Raw genomic sequence first — 19,061 nt, forward strand, 5'->3', positions numbered from 1 at the left:
CGGGACCCCTACCGAACGCTCGTCAGGAAGGTATGATTTCCCAATGTTCCACAACGTGCCGTGCCCGGAGGCGAGATGACCCACCCGGAGAGAACCCAGACCCAGGCGACGCCGCCGCGTGACGTGCTCCTGACCGTCAATAACCTCAAGACGTACTTCTACACGGACGACGGCGTGGTGAGGAGCGTGGACGGCGTGACCTTCCACATCAACAAGGGGGAGACGCTGGCCGTGGTGGGGGAGTCCGGCTCCGGCAAGAGCGTGACGAGCCTCTCGCTGATGCGCCTGATTCCCACCCCGCCCGGCAAGATCGTGGACGGCGAGATGCTGTTCGTCGGCAAGGACGGCGTGCAGAAGAACATCGTGAACCTGTCGGAAGCCGAGATGCGTAAGATTCGCGGCAACGACATCTCGATGATCTTCCAGGAGCCGATGACCAGCCTCAACCCGGTGTACACCGTGGGCGACCAGATCGCCGAGGCCGTCATGCTCCACCAGGGCAAGAACAAACGTGACGCGATGGGCGTCGCCACCGACATGCTGCGTTTCGTGGGCATCCCGGCCCCGGAAAAGCGCGTGAACGAGTACCCCCACCAGATGTCCGGCGGGATGCGTCAGCGCGTGATGATCGCGATGGCCCTCTCGTGCAAGCCCGCCCTCCTGATCGCCGACGAGCCGACCACGGCGCTCGACGTGACCATTCAGGCGCAGATTCTGGACCTGATGCGGAAGCTCCAGCAGGACGTGGGCATGAGCATCCTGTTCATCACCCACAACCTCGGGGTGGTGGCGGAGATGGCCGACCGCGTGGTCGTGATGTACGGTGGGCGCGTGGTGGAGGAGGGCGACGTGGTGGAAATCTTCAAGGCCCCGCGCCACCCCTACACGATGGGCCTGCTCAACTCCATCCCGCGCCCCGGCGACGTGCATGTGCCCGGCCAGCCCAAGCAGCGGCTGGAGGCGATTCCCGGCAACGTGCCCAACCCGCTGAACCTGCCGCCCGGCTGCCCCTTCGAGCCGAGGTGCAAGTTCGCGGTCCCCGAGTGCAACGACGCCGTGCCCCCGCTGTACGACACGGGCGGCGGCCACACGGCCCGCTGCATCCGCTGGCAAGAGTTCGAGAAGGCCCAGCAGGGGGTGGGGGCATGACCGCTCAGACCGCCGCCTCCAGCCGCAGCCACATGCCCGCGACCGGCGAGGCCCTGCTCGAGGTGCGGAATCTGGAGAAGTACTTCCCCATCCGGGGCGGGCTGCTCTCGCGCGTGGTCGGCAACGTCAAGGCCGTCAACGACGTGTCCTTCCAGCTCGGGCGCGGCGAGGTCGTCGGCCTCGTGGGGGAGTCCGGCTCGGGCAAGACGACGGCGGGCCGGGCCATCCTGCGCCTGATCGAGCCGACGGGCGGGCAGGTCATCTTCAACGGCACCGACATCACCAAGCTGGGCAAGAGCCAACTGCGCGACTACCGCCGGGAGATGCAGATCATCTTCCAGGACCCCTTCGCCAGCCTCAACCCACGTATGACGGTCAGCGACATCATCGGGGAGGCGATGCAGATTCACAACCTGCATCCGGGCCGCGAGCGCGTGGACCGCATCGCCGAACTGCTCCAGAAGGTCGGCCTGCGCCCCGAACATATGCGCCGCTATCCCCACGAGTTCTCGGGCGGGCAGCGTCAGCGCATCGGCATCGCGCGGGCGCTGGCGGTCGATCCGTCGTTCATCGTGGCGGACGAGCCGGTGTCGGCGCTCGACGTGTCCATCCAGGCGCAGGTCGTCAACCTGTTGCAGGACCTTCAGGAGGAACTGGGCCTGACGGTGCTGTTCATCGCGCACGACCTCGCGGTGGTGGAGTACATCTGCGACCGGATCATCGTGATGTACCTGGGCCGCGTGATGGAGATTGCCCCCAGCCACGAGCTGAACAACAACCCCAAGCACCCCTACACCGAGGCGCTGCTCTCGGCGGCTCCCGTGCCCGACCCGACCGTAAAGCGCCAGCGCATCATTCTGGAGGGCGACATCCCCAGCCCGATCAACCCGCCGAGTGGGTGCGTCTTCCGCACGCGCTGCCGCTACGCCGTGGACGACTGCGCGAAGGTGGTGCCCGAGTTGCGCGAGGTGGCACCGGGGCACTTCAAGGCCTGCATCCGGGACGATATTTTGTAAGCTTTCAGCCGTCAGCGTTCAGCATTCAGCTTCAGATGCCCTCGCTCACTGCGGGGGCTTTCTCGTGCTGACGGCTGACGGCTGAACGCTCTCCCTCTCACCCTTCGTCAGCCCCCGGCGGTCAAGCTGCTCCTATGCACAAAGCTCTTCCGGCAGCGTTCGCCCTTTCGCTCGGTCTGGCCTCGGCGGCGGACCTCCGCATCTACCCCAGCTTCACGGAGGTGCGCGAACCCGTGCGGGCGACCGGCACCACCCTGACGGTCTCGCTGCCCGAAGCGGCCTTCGCTGGGCTGATTCCCGGCACCCTCGACCTCGACGGCCTGAACTTCACCAGCGCCGTGCAGCGGCAGGAGGCGAACTGGCTCGCCACATTAGAGGGCAAGACCGTCTACCTGCGGCGGGGAGAGGGAGCGGCGCAACCCGTCACCCTGATTCGTGCCCGTGATCTGCTCGTGCGGGACGGACAGGGCCGGTATCTCAACGCCCGGTACGAGGAACTGAGCTTCGACGTGGCACCGCCGCTCAATCCGCTCAACCCCACGCAGACCCTCACCTTCACGCTGCCGGGGGCGGGCGCGGGCACCCTGTCCTACCTCACCCGCGCGGTCACGTGGTCTCCGCGCTACACCCTGCGGGCGGGCGACGCGGGCGCGCAACTCGCGGCTTTGGCTGACATCCGCAACGGCACGGACCTCGCCTACGAGGTGGGGACGACCGAGCTGTACGCCGGGGATGTGGAGATTCAGGGTGGGCCGGTGCCGCCGCCCTTCGCCCTCCGAAGCGAGGCGGCAGCCGCCGACGCTGCCTCCCCGGCCCCCAAGATCAACTCTCTCGGCGAGTTGCGCGGGCTGTACCGCTACGCCCTCTCGGCCCCCTTCACCCTGCCCGCCAACGCGACGGTGACGCTGCCCTTCCTGACGCCGAAGCTCACCGTCTTCGAGCGGTACGCGGGGCTGAACACCTCCTTCACGCCGCAGAACACCTCGGGCACGCTGAGCCGCTTCTACCGCCTGCGGGCCGACGCGCGGCTGCCGGGCGGTTCCCTCACCGTGCGCGAGGACGGGCGCATCGCCGGGCAGACGACCATCCCCGAGACGGCGCAGGGGGCGCAGATCGAATTCACCCTCGGCGACGACCCCGACGTGCGCTACAGCCGCACGGTGACGGCGACCGTGAACGCGAGGAACGCGCAGGGCAACCCCGTCCGCACGACCTACCGCGTGACCTACACGCTGGAAAACGGCAAGGACCGGGCCGTTCGTGCCGAGGTCACGGAGCGCGTCGGCGGTCGCCGCGTGAACATCGACGGCGCGGCCAGGGGCCAGAATCCCACCGCCGAACTGCGCGTGGACCTGCCCACGAAGGGAAAGGCGACGCGCAGCTTCACGCTGGTGGTGGACAACAGCTAGGGGCAGGGGGTCAGGAGTTAGGAGTTAGGAGGAGCATGGCCTCAGCCGGTGCCTGTCCTTTTCCCTCACCCCTCACCCCTCTACACAATCCCCTCCAGATACTCCCGCACATCCGCCTTCACCGGCATGAAGTAGGCGTGGTGCCCCCGTTCACGGGCGAACTCCAACGTCTTCTCCGCGAACTCTCGATTCCACTCCAGCGTCGGCGCGAACGTGCGGGGAAAGACGGCGTGGTTGCGCGCCCGCCAGTAGTTCAGGGTCGCCTCGGTCAGCACCGTGGTCGCGCCCCACCACATCTCGGCACCTTCCGGGATCAGGTCGGCGTAGGCGTCCATCAGACGCAGGTCGAAGAAGGGCTGGGTGAAAAAGCCGACCGCCCCCGCGTCCAGCTTGCGCTCCAGATAGTCGCGCTCACGGGCGAAGCTCTGGCGGTAGGGATCGAGGCCCGCGTAGACCCGGATGTGGGGCAACTCACGCTGGAAGCGCCGAATGGCCGTCACCGCGTCCACGTTGTAGACCTTCGCGCTCATGTCGGCGGGGGCGTCGCCCGTCACGATGAGTACCTCGTCGATGCCCGCCGCGTCCAGACTCTCCGCCATCGCCAGCGGCTCACGCGGGTTGAGGTCCACCGACCGCAGGTGCGGAATCGCCCGGTAGCGCGGTCTCGCCAGCGCGCACCCCTGCCACGAGCGGGTCGAATACCGCGTCAGGTCGGGGATGTTCACGGTGTCCACGCCGGGGAGGTGCGCCGCCACCGTTTCCAACTCGGCGCGCAGGCCGGAGCGAGAACGGGGGACGAGTTCGACGGAGACGCGGGTCACTGCCCGCCTCCGGCGGTGGGTCGAGGGGTCAAGGAGTCATGGGGTCGAGGGGGATGTCCTCTCGACTCCTCGACTTCCCGACTCCTCAACCCCGCCGGGTCATACGCCAGCATCGGCCCCAGCCACCGCTCCGCCTCCTCCACCGTCCAGCCCTTGCGCGCCGCGTAGTCCTCCACCTGATCGCGCCCGATGCGGCCCACGGCGAAGTAGCGGGCCTCGGGGTGGGCGAAGTACAGGCCGGAGACGGCGGCGGCGGGGAGCATGGCGCAGGACTCCGTGAGCGAGAGGCCGATCTCTTCCGCCTTCAGCAACTCGAACAGGGTCCGCTTCTCGGTGTGGTCGGGCTGGGCGGGGTAGCCGGGGGCGGGGCGGATGCCCGCGTACCGCTCCTTGATGAGGTCGTCGTTGTTCAACGTCTCCCCCTGCGCGTAGCCCCAGTAGTGCGTTCTTACGTCGCGGTGCAACTTCTCGGCGAAGGCTTCGGCCAGCCTATCCGCCACGGCTTTGGTCAGGATGCTCATGTAGTCGTCGTGCTGCCTCTCGAACTCGCGGCTCAACTCCTCCGCCCCGTGGATGGCGACGGCGAAGGCACCGAGGTGGTCTCCCCGCAGCGCCACGAAGTCGGCCAGCGCGGTATTCGGCGTCGTCTGCTCGCGCTGCTGCCGGAGGGTGTGCAGGCGGGCCACGGGGGGCAACGGTGCGCGCCCCGCCGCCAGCTCGTGCGTTTGATGGTCCAGGGTGTCCGCTTCCACCGCCTCCACCGCCCCCGCCTCCACCACGAGGTCGTCCCCCTCCCGGTGCGCGGGCCACAGGCCGATCACACCGCGCGCCGTCATCAGGCCCTCGTCCGTCACTCGCTTTAGAAGTGCCTGCGCGTCGTCGAACAACTTCCGGGCCTCGGCCCCCCGCAGCGGGTCGGTGAGGATGTTCGGGTAAATCCCCTTCATCTCCCACGCGATGAAAAAGGGCGTCCAGTCGATGTAACTGAGGAGTTCGGTGATGGGCTGCTCGATGACCGTGCGGCCCAGGACGTGCGGTGCGGGGACGGCGGCGGGGGAGAGGCGGGGGGCACGCTCGCGGGCCTCGTTCAATGAAATCAGCCGCACCTGCCGACCGCCGTGCCGCTCCCTCAACGCCTCATACTCGGTGCGGGTCCGTTCCTGCACGGCCTCCTCGTCGGAGAGCAGATCGTTCACCACGCCGACTGCCCGGCTGGCATCGAGGACGTGGACGACCGTGCCGTTGTAGGCCGGGTCGATCTTGACCGCCGTGTGGGCGCGGCTGGTCGTGGCCCCGCCGATCAGGAGGGGGGTCTTCAGCCCGCGCCGCGTCATCTCGCGCGCTACGCTCACCATCTCGTCGAGGCTGGGGGTGATCAGGCCGGAGAGACCGATCACGTCCGCCCCCATTTCCCGCGCGGTGTCCAGAATCTTCTCGGTCGGCACCATCACGCCGAGGTCCGTCACCTGATAGCCGTTGCAGGCGAGCACCACACCCACGATGTTCTTGCCGATGTCGTGAACGTCGCCCTTCACGGTGGCGAGGAGGACCTTGCCCTTGCCGCTGCTGCCGATCTGTTCGGCCTCCAGATACGGCGTGAGGTGGGCGACGGCGCGTTTCATCACGCGGGCGGACTTGACCACCTGCGGCAGGAACATCTTCCCGGCCCCGAAGAGGTCGCCGACGACGTTCATGCCGTCCATCAGCGGCCCCTCGATGACGGCGAGGGGGGAGCCGAGGAGTTGGTAGGCCTCCTCCGCGTCCTCCGTGACGTAATCGGTGATGCCCTGAACGAGCGCGTGTTTCAACCGTTCGGCGACCGGAAGCTCACGCCACGCGCTCTGGGCGCTCGCCTCCCGCTTCACGCCCTTGTAGCCTTCCGCGAGCTGGATCAGTCGCTCGGTCGCGTCCGGCCTGCGCGCCAGAATTACGTCCTCCACCGCCCCCCGCAACTCCGGGTCGATGTCGTCGTACACGGCGAGCATCCCCGCGTTGACGATACCCATGTCCAGGCCCGCCCGAATCGCGTGGTACAGGAAGACGGCGTGCATCGCCTCGCGGACGTGGTTGTTCCCACGGAAGGAGAAGGACACGTTGCTGATTCCGCCCGAAACCAGAGCGCCCGGCAGATTCGCCTTGATCCAGCGCGTCGCCTCGATGAAGTCCAGCGCGTAGCGGTCGTGCTCCTCCAGTCCCGTCGCCACGGTCAGCACGTTGGGGTCGAAGATGATGTCCTGTGGGGGGAATCCCGCCCCCTCGGTCAGCAACCTGTACGCGCGGGACGTGATCTCGATGCGGCGCTCCAGACTGTCCGCCTGTCCCCCCTCGTCGAAGGCCATGACGACGGCGGCGGCCCCGTAGCGGCGCAGGAGTCGTGCCCGCTCCAGAAACTTCGCCTCCCCGTCCTTGAGGGAGATCGAGTTCACGACCGCTTTACCTTGCACCCGCTTGAGGCCCGCCTCCAGCACCTCCCAGCGCGAGGAGTCGAGCATCAGCGGCACGCGGGAAATGTCCGGCTCACCCGCGAGGAGGTTGACGAACCGCACCATCGCCGCCTCGCCGTCGAGCATCCCCTCGTCGAAGTTCACGTCCACGATCTGCGCGCCGTTCGTGACCTGCTGGCGCGCGATCTTTAATCCAGCGTCGTAGTCGCCCGCGAGAATCGCCTTGCTGAACTTCGGGCTGCCCGTCACGTTCGTCCGCTCGCCCACGTTCACGAAGTTCGTCTCCGGCGTGACGGCGAAGGCTTCCAGGCCGCTGAGGCGCAGGTAGGGCGGGAGCTTGGGCGCAGTTCGGGGAGGAAGACCAGAAACGGCGTCCACGATGGCGCGGATATGTTCGGGCGTCGTGCCGCAGCAGCCGCCCACGATGTTGACCAGCCCCTCGCGGGCGAAGTCGGCCAGGACCGCCGCCGTGTGCTCGGGCGTCTCGTCGTACTCCCCGAAGGCGTTGGGCAGGCCCGCGTTGGGGTGGACGGACACCAACGCCTCCGTGTTCGCGGCGATGGCCCGTAGATGGGGCCGCAGCAGGTCCGCACCCAGCGCGCAGTTCAGGCCGAGGCTGAAGAGGTTCGCGTGCTCCGTGCTGACCGCGAACGCTTCCGGCGTCTGCCCGCTCAGCGTCCGTCCCGAGGCGTCGGTGATCGTCCCCGACAGCATGATGGGCAGCGTCTTGCCGGTCTGAGCAAATACCTCCTCACACGCGAAAAGGGCCGCCTTCGCGTTCAGGGTGTCGAACACGGTCTCGATCAGGAGGAGATCGGCCCCGCCCGCGATCAGTCCCTCGACCTGCTCGGTGTACGCCGCGACCAGATCGTCAAAGGTGATGTTGCGGAACTCGGGCCGCTCCACGTCGGGGGAGAGGGTAGCCGTGCGGTTCGTGGGACCGACCGACCCGGCGACCCAGCGGGGGCGACCGTCGCGGGCCGTGAATTCGTCGGCGACCTCGCGGGCCAGCCTCGCGCCCGCCTCGTTCATCGCGCGGGCGAGGTGTTCGGTGCCGTAGTCGGCCTGTGAGATCACGGTCGAGTTAAAGGTATTCGTGGAGGCGATGTCCGCGCCCGCCCCGAAGTACGCGCGGTGGACGCCTTTGATCACGTCGGGCCGGGTGAGTTGCAGCAGGTCGAAGTTGCCCCGGTACATCCGCAGGGGGTCCGAGCCGTCCCAGCGGAAGTCGCCCTCGGTCAGCCCCGCCCGCTGGAGCATGGTGCCCCACGCCCCGTCGAGCACCAGAATCCGTTCCCGCGCGTCTGCGCGAATGTCCCGCGTGTCTGCCGTCATCAAATCACCCCGACGAAAAATACGGGCCGCCCTCTCCTGCCCTGGCCGCCCGTGAAATCTAGAATGCGCTTCCCTGCGCCGCCTTCCGGGCCATCGCCTCCCGCCGCGCCATCGTTGGCCGCCTAAAGCGGGAGCTTTCCCGTGGGGCACCGTGGCCGTGATGGGGGCCGGTTGCCGCACCGTCGGCGGGCGGGAAAAGCCCTCGGGCGCTCTGGATGGCCGTGCTCTGCGGCACGACTTCTGAAGGATAGCGCGGGCCGGGGCGGGGAGAAGGTGGGAAAGGGCAGACAAGGGGAAGCGGCGGGCAACCCTTCCGCCCCTGCGGGGCACCTCCCCTTGAAGGGAGGCAGAACCGTACAGGCTCCCCTTGAGGGGAGCTGTCAGCGAAGCTGACTGAGGGGTCGCCCGCCGCGTCACCCCCTCCCACCCGTCCAGTTCCGACCTACACTGCCCTATGGCGTTCCCCCCCTGGTGATCCCCTCGCCGACGAACGGCCCCCACAGGTCTCCCTCCACCCTCTCACGACGAGCCGCTCATCGCCGCCGCTCTCGTGAAAGGGGAAAGCTCCTGTGTCCAACCGTCTTCATCTCACGCGTCTCCCGCTCGCCTTCCTGACCGCCGCGCTGACCATCGAACTGCTGGACGAACTCGTGGACGGGGTGACGGGCGCTGCATGGCCGCTCCTGCGGCAAGACCTCGCGCTCTCGTACACGGAGGTCGGGCTGCTGCTGGGCGTGCCCGCGCTCCTCGCCAACGTCATCGAACCCGTCTTCGGGCTGCTCGCGGACGCGGGGCGGCGGCGTGCCGTAGTGCTGGGCGGAGGGGTGGCCTTCGCCGTCTCGCTCGCGCTGTATGCCGTGGCGGGCAACTTCTGGTCCCTGCTCGCCGCGTCGGTGCTGTTCTACCCGGCGTCGGGAGCCTTCGTCAGTCTCACACAGGCCGCCCTGATGGACGCCGAGCCGTCGCGTCGGGAGAACAACATGGCCCGCTGGACCCTCGCCGGGTCGGTGGGCAACGTGGTCGGCCCCCTCCTGATCGGCCTCGCCGTGACGCTGGGGTTGGGCTGGCGGCCCGTCTTCGCGCTCCTCGCCGCCCTAACCGTGGGGGCGCTGGCTCTCGCGTGGCGGTCGCGCGAGGTGCTGGCCGGGGGACGGGCCGACGAGGGGCTGGACTGGCGCACGTCACTGGGAGAAGCGTGGGCCGCCCTCCGGCGCGGGGAGGTGCGGGCCTCGCTCACCTTACTGGAATGCTCCAACCTGCTGCTGGACGTGTTTCGCGGCTTCCTCGCCCTCTACTTCGTGGACGCGGTGGGCGCGAGTCCGGCGGTGGCGAGCCTCGCCGTCGCCGTGCTGACCGGGGTGGGGCTGGTGGGCGACGCGCTCGTGGTGCCGCTGCTGGAGCGGGTGCCGGGCGCGTGGTACGTGCGGTGGAGCGCGGGGGTGGCGGCGCTCGTCTTCCCGGCCTTCCTGCTCGTGCCCTCCGTCCCCGTCAAACTCGTCCTGCTGGGGGTGCTGGGGCTGCTCACCGCCGGGTGGTACGCGGTTTTACAGGCACGGCTCTACGGCAGCCTGCCGGAGCGCAGCGGCACGGTCATGGCGCTGGGCAGCGTGGCGGGGCTGGCGGGCGGGGCCGTGCTGCCCCTGCTGGGGCTGGTCGCGGAGCGGTTCGGGATAGAGGCGGCGATGTGGCTGCTGCTGGCGGGGCCGCTGGCGTTGGTGGTGGGGGTGCGGGGGCGGAGGTAATTATTGCTCGCTCGAGCGATACTTCTCGGCAAGGCTCGTCAAGCAGTCAGATGCCCACTTGGCGTAATCGCTCCTCAGAGCTGCTTCAGGGTTCATATACCAAGTATCGAAATCGTGTGGCAGTGCCGGGAAACGTGCAAAATCCCATGCACTATCATCCGAGTAGACGACTCCGTTTGTTAGCTCTGCCAATGCTGAGGCCAGAAACCCGTAAGCGATATTGATTTCAGCAGGTTGTCCCGCCGAACGACGGAAATACCAGCTCCGTCCCAACGAGCGGGCTGTAGTGTAGACCTGAGCTAGTTCTGGCGTTGGTTGAAGTCCGGGATGATCCGATGTCCAATCCGAACTCAAGCTTTGCCGAAACTCCTCATCGAGAGACAGAAGGTAGGCACCCGTGCCGCCCGCAATACCCTCCAGCGTGAACCAGGCATATTGATTCTCCTCCCACCAGGCAGGGCTATTTAAGTTCACCCTCTGGGTAGAGGAGTTGTCTATCAGATTCAATCTGACAGAGATTTCCAGCTTTGCCTTGATGCCATGCTGCCGCAAATATCGTTGGAGTTTGAGTTCGGTTAGCGTCTTCAATTCCAAAAAGGAAGGAATGTAGTCGTCTCCTGGGTAAACGTCAAACGTCGTCGCCAATAGCTCTCACCCCACCGTCTCCATTGCCCTCGGATAGCTCCCGATGATCTTCGCGTAGCTCGCCTTCCTCAACACCCCGGCGAGGGCCTGGGCCACCTGCGCGTCTCTCGCGTTGCCCTCGATGTCCACGTACATCAGGTAGCTCCACGCGCGGTCGCGGCGGGGGCGCGACTCGATGCGCGAGAGGTTCAGGCCGCGCAACTCGTTCAGCGTCTCGACGAGGAAACCGGGGGTGTGGCGCACGGCGAAGACGAGGCTGGTCTTGTGCGGCACGTCGGACGGCTCCGGCTCGTGGCGGGCGAGGAGCATGAAGCGGGTGAAATTGAACGGCTCGTCCTCGATCTCGCGGGCCAGAATTTCCAGCCCGTACAGCTCGGCGGCGCGGGCGGAGGCGATCACCGCCTCGTCCCGGTGGCCCCGCGCGGCGAGGTCCTTCGCGCTCCCCGCCGTGTCGTGCGAGGTCATGGGTTGCAGGCCATGTTTGCGGATGAGCGCCGTGCATTGATCGAGGGCGGGCTGCTGGCTGTACACGCGCCGCACGTCCTCCAGCCGCACGCCGGGCAGCGCCATCAGGCAGTGGCTCACCCGCACGACGACCTCGCCGATGACGTGGAGTTCGGTCTCGCTCAGGAGGTCGATGGCCTGGTGAATGGCCCCCATCAGGCTGTTCTCGACGGGCAGGGTGCCGTAGTCGGCCTCACCGCTCTCGACCGCCCGCGCGACCTCGTGGAAGGTGGGATAGCCACGCGTGGTCACGCCGGAGTGGGGGACGCCCGCACTCGCCAGGGCGTTCAGCGCCGCGATTTCCCCGTACGCCCCCGGATTTCCCTGAAAGGCGACCGTGAGGTGTGGTCCCGCCCCGGCCCCTTGCTCCCGCGTCTGCGTTCCTGCCTGACCGCCCGGCTGCCCGTTCATGCGGGGCAGGCTAGCGCAAGCGGACGTTCCTCTTCCCGCCGCTGCCTGACCCGGCCCTGCTGACCCTCCACGCGCACCGCCTCCCGCACACCTTCCCCTCTGAATTACACTTCCGGGGTGCCTGCCCTCATGCCCGACCCCGTGCTGGACCTCGACGCCGCCTCGCTGAGCGGGGCCACGCGCCGGGGCGACCTGACCGCGCTGGAGGCCACCCGCGCGTACCTGAGCCGCCTGCGGGCGCACAACGGGCGGCTGCGTGCCGTCATCACCGTGAACGAGGGGGCGGAGGCCGATGCCGTCCGCCTCGACGCCCTGCCCCCCGAGCGGCGCGGCCCGCTCCACGGCCTGCCCCTCCTCATCAAGGACAACATCGACGTGGCGGGGTTGCCCACCACCGCCGGAAGCCTGCTCATGACGCGGCATGTGCCGGAAGGTGACGCCCCCCTCGTCGCCCGGCTGCGCGCGGCGGGGGCCGTCCTCCTCGGCAAGGCCAACCTGACGGAGTGGGCCAACTTCATGACGCTGGGAATGCCGAATGGCTACTCCGGGGCGGGCGGGCAGACGGTCAACCCCTGGGGCGAGGGGCTGGACACGGGCGGGTCGTCCAGCGGGAGCGGCGTGGCCGTCGCCGCGCGGCTGTGCGTGGCCGCCGTCGGGACGGAGACGAGCGGGAGCATCCTCAGCCCCGCGCAACAGAACGGCGTCATCGGCCTCAAGCCCACGGTGGGCCTGATCCCACGCACGGGCGTCGTGCCTATCTCCCACAGTCAGGACACTGCCGGGCCGATCACCCGCTCCGCCCGCGACGCGGCGCTGCTCCTCTCCGTCATGGCCGGACCCGACGACGCCGACCCGGCGAGCCGCCGCCTGCCCGTGCCGAACCTCACCCTGCGGCCCGGCTCGCTGACGGGGGCCGAGATCGGCGTGCTGCGCGACCCGCCCGGCAGTCCTGTGACCGACGCCGAGCGCGCCTCCCTCGCCCGCGCCGAGGCCGCCCTGCGCGACGGGGGAGCGACCCTGCACGACGTGACGCTCCCCGCCGCCGATGAGCGGAGCGGCTGGAGGCTGGAGGTCCTCGTGTACGAGTTCAGGCACGACCTCAATGCCTACCTCGCCGGGGTACGCGACGGCCCTCGCAGCCTCGCGGAGGTCATCGAGGCGAACGACGCCGACCCCGAACGGCTCCAGCGGTACGGGCAGACGCTCCTCTACGCCTCACAGGGCACGCGCGGCGACCTCGGCGAGCGGGCGTACCGGGAGGCCCGCGCCCGCGACCTCGACCTGTCACGCACACGCGGCCTCGATCCGCTCTTCGCCGGGGGTCTCGACGCGCTGCTGTGGCCCGGCCTGCACGGCTACGCGGTGGGCGCGAAGGCGGGCTATCCCAGCGTCACCGTCCCCACCGGCCTTGAGGGGGGTGCCCCGACCGGCGTCCTCCTGACCGGCCCTGCCGGGAGCGACGGACGCCTGCTCTCCCTCGCCGCCGATTTGAACGTCCGGCTGGGTGGCGTGCAGTTCCCGCCCGATCCCTCGGCTTGATCTTGACCCCCCGCCTCCCCCCGACTAGCATGGATGGGCCGTGACAGCAGGTGGGGCGGTTAGCTCAGCGGTAGAGCTTTCGCTTTACACGCGACGGGTCGGGGGTTCGAATCCCTCACCGCCCACCAATGAGAACTCCGCCTGGTGCGGGGTTTTCACGTTTTGGAGAATTTGAGGCCGACGGCGTTCTGAGCTTCGTCTTCGCCACTCCCGAGAAACGCGCCCCTCGGTCACGACCGACCGGCGTGGACTACTCCGATCTTGACGCTGCGGACCTTGAGGTGGGAGATCACCTCACCTGACCTGTAAGTCGAACTGTTGAACCCCCTGCCCGAAGCTCGCCAGCACCCGCACCTTCGACCCGGCGAGCAGCGCGGCATTGAAGGGAGCCTCCGGGAGGAAGCGGTAGACGTTCCTTCCCATGTACAACGGTTCAACCGGCAGTTTTGCTTCCAGTAGCCGTACTCGACCACGCTCGTGCTGGTGGGGGTGAGGCGGCCCAGCTCCTTCCCGTCCGGCCCGCGCAGACGACGTAAGCGCTCGCGGCGACACTCTGAAGCTCCACCTTCACGCCGCCCTCGCCGTCGTCGAAGAGGACGGTGGTGCCCCCGCCGTCACCTGAGCCTTCTTGCAGCGGTCCTCGATGGTCGTGACGGAGGGGTGGAAGAAGTCGGTGGAAATCGTGGTGACTGGGGCGGCCAGGGCGAGCAGTTTCTTCGTGAAGCCTCCTGAGCAGGCGGTGGTGGGGTGAGGGGGCTACCGGGGAGCGTCAATGCCGCTCAGCAGCGCCTGATGGAGCGCGGCCAGGGCCGACTCGCGCTGGCCGGTGCTGGTCAGAGTGAGCGTCACGCCTTCCGTCGTCTCGGTGCAGGTGCCCGTCACGACAACCTGCGCGCCGCCCCGCTGGCTGACGAACACGGCTCGGTTCTGGGCGCGCTCGCGCAGGGTGAGGGCGGGCCAGCCGCCACCCAGCAGGTCGGCGGGCCGGGTCCGCACCGCCACCGCGTTCAGGGACGCGAAGACGATGGGACACGTGGAGCGGTACGAGCGTTGGGCGGTGGAGGTCGAGGAGGTCGGGGCCTGCTGCACCGTGGGCGCGCAGGCGGCGAGGGTCAGGGCGGACAGGAGCAACATCCTCTTCATACAGGTCTCCTCCAGGGACGCCAGCACGCCCATCGTCCGCGTGCCGCCGGGCGGGGTGAGCAATTTCCGAGTGGGGTATGACCCGCACCCCCGGCTTACCACATTGACCGCTGAAGGACGAACTGGCGGCTTTCCCCCCCAGTTTCCCCACCGCCAGCCCAGTCCTCGCCACGGGGCGACCCCGGCGGCGCTGGCTGTGGTGACGTACCGCGAGGGGTGCGACCGCCGATTCACCTACTCCCGCTCCGCCACCACGTTCACGTCGATGGTCGGGTGGCGTTTCTCGAAGCGCACGCTCAGGACCCCGGCGTTCAGGCTGGCCTCGCCGCTCTGGGGCACGACGTGTTGCGGGAAGCGGAGGGTGCGGGTGAAGGTCCCGCTCGGGCGCTCGGCCTGAAGGGTGGAGTGCGGCGCGTCCCGGCGGCCCGCCACGGTCACGGTGTCGCCGTCCTCGTGGAGTTCGAGGCCGTCCGCGTCCACGCCGGGCACGTCCAGCAGCAGGGTGAGGTGGGTGTCGCCGTCCACCCAGTCGGCGGGCGGGGTCCAGGGGACGGCCCCCTCCAGCGTCTCGACCTCCTCCCGGAGGGTCATGAGCTGCTGGAGGCGCGCGAGAACCGGCTCGTTCATGCCCCCCACGGTAGCACCGGCCCCTAGAATCCCGCGTGTGACCGGCACCCCCATTCCCATCCTCACGGCCCCCACGGCAGCGGGGAAGACGGCCCTCGCGCTGGCGTTGGGTGCCCGGCTGCCGCTGGAGATCGTCGTGGCGGACGCCTTCACCGTCTACCGGGGGCTGGACCTCGGCACGGCCAAGCCCACCCCTGCCGAACGTGCCGCCGTGCCCCACCACCTGCTCGACGTGGCGGATGTGCGGGAGGAGTACGACGTGGCCCGCTACGTGCGCGAGGCGGAGGCGGCCATCGGGGACGTGCTGGCGCGGGGTCGCCTGCCCCTCGTCGTGGGGGGAACGGGCTTCTACCTCTCCGCCCTCGTGCGCGGCCTGCCCCTCACGCCGCCCGCCGATCCCGCCGTTCGCGCCGAGGTGGAGACCGAACTCGCCGCCCGTGGTCTGGACGCCCTGCTCGCCGAGGTGGAGGCCGTCAGTCCCGCAGAGGCCGCCCGGCTGGAGCGCAACCCGCGCCGGGTGGTCCGCGCGCTGGAGGTGTACCGCCGCACGGGCCGTTTCCCCGGCGAGTTCGGACGGAGCACACCTGCCCACACCTACCGCGTCTTCGCCTTCTCCCGCCCGTGGCCGGAGCTGGAGGCGCGCATCCGTGCCCGCGTGGAGGCCACCCTCGCCGCCGGTTGGCCGGAAGAGGCCGCGTGGCTCGCCTCCCAGGTATCCCCCGACCGCGAGCCGCGCCCGACCGTGTGGCAGGCGCTGGGCTACCGCGAGGCGCTCGCCGTCCACACGGGCACCCTGACACCGGAACAGGCCGCCCACGCCATCACCCTCGCCACCCGCCAGTACGCCAAACGGCAGCTCACGTGGATCAGGACACAACTGGGGGCCGCGCCGACCTCGTTGGAGGAGACGGCGGGGGAGTTGGAGGCGTTTCTGGGCCAGCAGCTTTGAGCAAGGTGGGAACGCTTGAGCTTGCGCTCTTCCTGCGCTGGCGGCTGGAAGCTGGTGGCTGGCCGCTCCTCCTCCACGAGTCCTTCACCCTCGGTTGGCCCTTGCTCTCAGACTGGCGAATGTGGGCCGCCCGACCCTTTACACTGGGAGCCGAGCAGCATTGCCAGCGCGGTCTTTGCCCCGCGTGTGTCGTCCACGGGCCGGTTTCGGTTCGGTCGCCCACCATTTCAGGTGTCCTCGCAGGGGGGTAACGTCATGAAGCCCAGAGTTCTCGGCATGATCCTCGCGGGCGGGCAGGGGTCCCGCCTCTCGCCGCTGACGGTCAAGCGGTCCAAGCCCGCCGTCCCCTTCGGCAGCAAGTACCGCATCATCGACTTCGCCATCAACAACTTCATGAACTCGGGCATGTTTTCCATCTACGTGCTCACCCAGTACAAGGCGCAGAGCCTCACCGAACACATCCAGCGCGGCTGGCGCTTCGGCACCTTCCTCAGCGACTACTTCATCACGCTCGTGCCCGCGCAGATGTACCGGCTCGAAGAACTCGGCCCAGTCTGGTACCGGGGCACCGCCGACGCCGTGTACCAGAACATGCACCTGATCGACAACTACGACGCCGATTACGTCGCCATCTTCAGCGGCGACCACATCTACAAGATGAACGTGGAGCACATGCTCCAGAAGCACATCGAGACGCGCGCCGACCTCACCATCGCCGCTTACCCGATGCCGCGCAGTCAGGCCCACCAGTTCGGCATCATGCATGTGGACGAGCGCAGCCGCGTCACCGATTTTCTGGAAAAGCCGAAGGACCCGCCCCCCATCCCCGGCCAGCCGGACATGAGCCTGACGAGCATGGGCAACTACATCTTCTCGCGCCGGGCGCTGGAGGAGTTGCTGGAGACGAGCATGTCCGGCGGCGAGGAGGGCTTCGACTTCGGTGGCGACGTGATCCCGCGCGCGCTGTCGGACGGTTACAACGTGATGGCCTACGACTTCCACCGCAACCCCATCCCCGGCCAGGCCAGCCCCAACCTGTACTGGCGCGACGTGGGAACGCTCGACGCCTACTACGAGGCGAACATGGACCTCGTGAGCGTCAATCCCGAGTTCGACATCTACAACCCCGACTGGCCCCTGCGGACGAGCAGCGAGTTCTCGCCCCCCGCCAAATTCGTCCACGAGAGCGACGGGCGCAAGGGGCAGGCCTTCAACTCCATCATGGCGGGCGGCACCATCATCAGCGGCGGCACGGTCCGCGACTCCGTGCTGGGCCGCGCCGTCCGCACCCACTCCCACTCCCTCGTCGAGAGCGCCGTCCTCTTTGATAACGTGGAGGTCGGACGCCACGCCCACCTCCGGCGCGTCATCGTCGACAAGGACGTGACCATCCCCCCCGGCACCCGCATCGGCCTCGACCCCGAGGAGGACCGGGCACGCGGTTTCACGGTGACTGAGCTGGGCGTGACGGTGGTGCCGAAGAGCTACACGTTCTGAGGGAAGCCGTCAGCTCTCAGCTTTCAGCCGTCAGCAAAAAGAGGGAAGGTGGGCCAGTTCGGTTGGAGCGGCCCACCTTCCTCTTTTGCTGAAAGCTGACCGCTGACGGCTGACAGCTACACCAACACCGGCTCCACATACTCCCCATACACCCGCTTGAGGGTATCCATCTGCTCGCCGAGCGTCGTGTAGGCGTGGGCGCACTCCAGGAAGGCGGGCATGGTGTTCGCGCCCGTCACGGCGGCGTCGCGCAGGGCCTCCAGGGCGGCCTCGGCCCGCTTCGGGTCGCGCTCGCGGCGGACCTGGGCGAGCCGGGCCTCCTGCACCCGCTCCACTTCCGGGTCGATAAGCTGGATGGGCACCTCCACCGCGTCCTGCACGAAGTCGTTCACGCCGACGACAATTCGGTTCTTCGTCTCCACCTCGCGCTGATAGCGGTAGGCGGCCTCGGCCATCTCCAGTTGGAAGAAGCCGAGGTCGATTCCGGCCTCCACCCCGCCCAGCGCGCGAATCTGCTCGATGTAGCCCAGGGCGGCGGCCTCGATGTCGTTCGTCAGCTTCTCGACGTAGTAGCTCCCCGCGAGGGGGTCCACGACGCCCGCCACGCCCGTTTCAAAGGCGATGATCTGCTGCGTCCGCAGGGCGATGGTCGCGGCCTCCTCGGTCGGCAGGGCCAGCGCCTCGTCGTAGGCGTCGGTGTGGAGGCTCTGGGTGCCCCCCAGCACGGCGGCGAGGGCCTGAATCGCCACGCGGGCGATGTTGTTCAGCGGTTGCTGCGCGGGCAGCGACACCCCGGCGGTCTGCGAGTGCGTCCGCAACATCCACGACTTCGGATTCTTCGCCCCGTAGCGGCCTTGCATCTGCCGCGCCCAGATACGGCGGGCGGCGCGCAGCTTGGCAATTTCCTCGAAGAAATCGTTGTGGATGTCCCAGAAAAAGGAGATGCGCGGCGCGAATTCGTCGATGTCCAGCCCCCGCTCCAGCGCCTTTTCGACGTAGTGAAAGCCGTCGGCCAGGGTGAAGGCGAGTTCCTGCACGCCCGTCGCCCCCGCCTCGCGGATGTGGTAGCCGCTCACCGAGATGAAGTTGAACTTGGGCACCACGTGCGGCCCCCACTCGAAGGTGTCGATCACGAGCTTCACGGAGGGGGAGGGCGGGAAGATGAACTCCTTCTGCGCGATGAACTCCTTGAGGATGTCGTTCTGAATGGTGCCGCCGATCCGCGACAGGTCCTTGCCCTGCTTTTGCGCGTTGGCGATGTACATGGCCCAGATCGCGTTGGCGGGCGAGTTGATCGTCATGGAGGTCGTGACCTGCTCGGGGTCGATGCCCCGGAACAGGATTTCCATGTCCGCGAGGCTGCTCACCGCCACGCCGCACTTGCCGACCTCACCCTTGCTGAAGGGGTGGTCGGAGTCGTAGCCCATCAGCGTCGGGAGGTCGAAGGCGGTCGATAAGCCCGTCTGCCCGGCCCGCAGCAGCGCGTGGAAGCGTTCGTTCGTCTGCTCGGCGCTTCCGAAGCCCGCGAACATCCGCATGGTCCACAGCTTGCCGCGATAGACGGAGGGCTGCACCCCACGCGTGTAAGGAAACTCGCCGGGGTAGCCCAGGTCGCGCTCGGCGTCCCAGTCCCCCAGGTCGTCCGCCGTGTAGATCGGCTCGGGGTCCATGTCGGACAGGTTCTTGAAGTTGTATTTGCGCTCGGGAAACTTCTGCGCGGCGGGGAGATAGACGCTCCTCATCCACTCGTTCTTGGTCTTCATGTGGGCACCTCGGGAGGAGAACGAACGCTCGTTAGGTTCCTGACAGCGTAGCAGAGTCGCCCGGCCA

The 19,061-nt window shown here is 68.2% G+C and carries 15 protein-coding genes and 1 tRNA gene; 8 read left to right on the forward strand and 8 right to left on the reverse strand.

The window, feature by feature from the left end:
- Positions 1-75: 75 nt before the first annotated feature.
- The 3 genes from V3W47_RS05950 to V3W47_RS05960 all read left to right on the forward strand — a co-directional run bounded on the left by V3W47_RS05950 (position 76) and on the right by V3W47_RS05960 (position 3,574).
- On the forward strand, positions 76-1,149 hold the full coding sequence (locus V3W47_RS05950; RefSeq protein WP_331824270.1) for an ABC transporter ATP-binding protein: 1,074 nt from the start codon (positions 76-78) through the stop codon (positions 1,147-1,149).
- Positions 1,146-2,165, forward strand: a complete 1,020-nt coding sequence (locus tag V3W47_RS05955) for an ABC transporter ATP-binding protein (protein ID WP_331824271.1) — start codon at positions 1,146-1,148, stop codon at positions 2,163-2,165. Before V3W47_RS05950 ends, V3W47_RS05955 begins: the two co-directional genes overlap by 4 nt.
- A 134-nt stretch (positions 2,166-2,299) precedes the next feature.
- On the forward strand, positions 2,300-3,574 hold the full coding sequence (locus V3W47_RS05960) for a DUF4139 domain-containing protein (protein ID WP_331824272.1): 1,275 nt from the start codon (positions 2,300-2,302) through the stop codon (positions 3,572-3,574).
- Positions 3,575-3,654: 80 nt separating this feature from the next.
- On the opposite strand, the gene V3W47_RS05965 is transcribed toward V3W47_RS05960, so the two are convergent.
- Both V3W47_RS05965 and metH read right to left on the reverse strand, forming a co-directional pair.
- Entirely contained in the window at positions 3,655-4,395 is a 741-nt protein-coding gene (locus tag V3W47_RS05965) for a methylenetetrahydrofolate reductase (protein ID WP_331824273.1), read from the reverse strand.
- Complete coding sequence (gene metH, locus V3W47_RS05970; protein ID WP_331824274.1) at positions 4,392-8,174, reverse strand: methionine synthase; 3,783 nt, start codon at positions 8,172-8,174, stop codon at positions 4,392-4,394. Before metH ends, V3W47_RS05965 begins: the two co-directional genes overlap by 4 nt.
- 569 nt (positions 8,175-8,743) lie before the next feature.
- Between metH and V3W47_RS05975 the strand changes: the two genes are divergently transcribed.
- Positions 8,744-9,916 carry an MFS transporter gene (locus V3W47_RS05975; RefSeq protein WP_331824275.1) on the forward strand — a complete coding sequence of 391 codons (1,173 nt, stop codon included), beginning with the start codon at positions 8,744-8,746 and terminating at the stop codon, positions 9,914-9,916.
- Here the strand turns inward: V3W47_RS05975 and V3W47_RS05980 are convergent, their stop codons facing one another.
- Both V3W47_RS05980 and V3W47_RS05985 read right to left on the reverse strand, forming a co-directional pair.
- Positions 9,917-10,561, reverse strand: a complete 645-nt coding sequence (locus V3W47_RS05980; RefSeq protein WP_331824276.1) for a hypothetical protein — start codon at positions 10,559-10,561, stop codon at positions 9,917-9,919. It abuts the gene before it with no gap.
- 6 nt (positions 10,562-10,567) lie between these two features.
- Positions 10,568-11,476, reverse strand: coding sequence for a prephenate dehydratase (locus V3W47_RS05985; RefSeq protein WP_331824277.1), 909 nt, complete (start codon positions 11,474-11,476; stop codon positions 10,568-10,570).
- 129 nt (positions 11,477-11,605) lie between these two features.
- On the opposite strand from V3W47_RS05985, the gene V3W47_RS05990 reads away from it, so the two are divergent.
- Together V3W47_RS05990 and V3W47_RS05995 are read left to right on the forward strand one after the other, a co-directional pair.
- Entirely contained in the window at positions 11,606-13,015 is a 1,410-nt protein-coding gene (locus V3W47_RS05990) for an amidase family protein (protein ID WP_442877209.1), read from the forward strand.
- 53 nt (positions 13,016-13,068) lie between these two features.
- Positions 13,069-13,143: transfer RNA gene (locus tag V3W47_RS05995), tRNA-Val, on the forward strand.
- A gap of 166 nt (positions 13,144-13,309) precedes the next feature.
- Here V3W47_RS05995 and V3W47_RS06000 read toward each other — a convergent pair.
- From V3W47_RS06000 to V3W47_RS06010, 3 genes are all read right to left on the reverse strand, one after another.
- Positions 13,310-13,438 carry a hypothetical protein gene (locus V3W47_RS06000; RefSeq protein WP_331824279.1) on the reverse strand — a complete coding sequence of 43 codons (129 nt, stop codon included), beginning with the start codon at positions 13,436-13,438 and terminating at the stop codon, positions 13,310-13,312.
- A gap of 333 nt (positions 13,439-13,771) precedes the next feature.
- Positions 13,772-14,221 (reverse strand): hypothetical protein, encoded by a 450-nt coding sequence (locus tag V3W47_RS06005; RefSeq protein ID WP_331824280.1) that lies wholly within the window; start codon positions 14,219-14,221, stop codon positions 13,772-13,774.
- 171 nt (positions 14,222-14,392) lie between these two features.
- Entirely contained in the window at positions 14,393-14,785 is a 393-nt protein-coding gene (locus V3W47_RS06010; RefSeq protein WP_331824281.1) for an Hsp20/alpha crystallin family protein, read from the reverse strand.
- Between V3W47_RS06010 and miaA the strand changes: the two genes are divergently transcribed.
- Together miaA and glgC are read left to right on the forward strand one after the other, a co-directional pair.
- Positions 14,784-15,734 (forward strand): tRNA (adenosine(37)-N6)-dimethylallyltransferase MiaA, encoded by a 951-nt coding sequence (miaA, locus tag V3W47_RS06015; protein ID WP_442877206.1) that lies wholly within the window; start codon positions 14,784-14,786, stop codon positions 15,732-15,734. The two genes, V3W47_RS06010 and miaA, sit on opposite strands and share 2 nt — an antisense overlap.
- A 255-nt stretch (positions 15,735-15,989) precedes the next feature.
- Positions 15,990-17,231 (forward strand): glucose-1-phosphate adenylyltransferase, encoded by a 1,242-nt coding sequence (gene glgC, locus V3W47_RS06020; protein WP_331824283.1) that lies wholly within the window; start codon positions 15,990-15,992, stop codon positions 17,229-17,231.
- 116 nt (positions 17,232-17,347) lie between these two features.
- On the opposite strand, the gene V3W47_RS06025 is transcribed toward glgC, so the two are convergent.
- Positions 17,348-18,994 carry a methylmalonyl-CoA mutase family protein gene (locus V3W47_RS06025; protein ID WP_331824284.1) on the reverse strand — a complete coding sequence of 549 codons (1,647 nt, stop codon included), beginning with the start codon at positions 18,992-18,994 and terminating at the stop codon, positions 17,348-17,350.
- Between the last annotated feature and the right edge of the window lie 67 nt (positions 18,995-19,061).

Origin of the sequence: Deinococcus sp. YIM 134068 (assembly GCF_036543075.1) — a bacterium.
Taxonomy (GTDB): Bacteria; Deinococcota; Deinococci; order Deinococcales; family Deinococcaceae; genus Deinococcus; species Deinococcus lichenicola.

Coding starts and splice junctions, on each gene's coding strand:
- V3W47_RS05950 (WP_331824270.1), top strand. CDS start 76: ATGACCCACCCGGAGAGAACCCAGACCCAGGCGACGCCGCCGCGTGAC.
- V3W47_RS05955 (WP_331824271.1), top strand. CDS start 1,146: ATGACCGCTCAGACCGCCGCCTCCAGCCGCAGCCACATGCCCGCGACC.
- V3W47_RS05960 (WP_331824272.1), top strand. CDS start 2,300: ATGCACAAAGCTCTTCCGGCAGCGTTCGCCCTTTCGCTCGGTCTGGCC.
- metH (WP_331824274.1), bottom strand. CDS start 8,174: ATGACGGCAGACACGCGGGACATTCGCGCAGACGCGCGGGAACGGATT.
- V3W47_RS05985 (WP_331824277.1), bottom strand. CDS start 11,476: ATGAACGGGCAGCCGGGCGGTCAGGCAGGAACGCAGACGCGGGAGCAA.
- V3W47_RS05990 (WP_442877209.1), top strand. CDS start 11,606: ATGCCCGACCCCGTGCTGGACCTCGACGCCGCCTCGCTGAGCGGGGCC.
- V3W47_RS06000 (WP_331824279.1), bottom strand. CDS start 13,438: ATGGGAAGGAACGTCTACCGCTTCCTCCCGGAGGCTCCCTTCAATGCC.
- miaA (WP_442877206.1), top strand. CDS start 14,784: ATGCCCCCCACGGTAGCACCGGCCCCTAGAATCCCGCGTGTGACCGGC.
- V3W47_RS06010 (WP_331824281.1), bottom strand. CDS start 14,785: ATGAACGAGCCGGTTCTCGCGCGCCTCCAGCAGCTCATGACCCTCCGG.
- glgC (WP_331824283.1), top strand. CDS start 15,990: ATGAAGCCCAGAGTTCTCGGCATGATCCTCGCGGGCGGGCAGGGGTCC.
- V3W47_RS06025 (WP_331824284.1), bottom strand. CDS start 18,994: ATGAAGACCAAGAACGAGTGGATGAGGAGCGTCTATCTCCCCGCCGCG.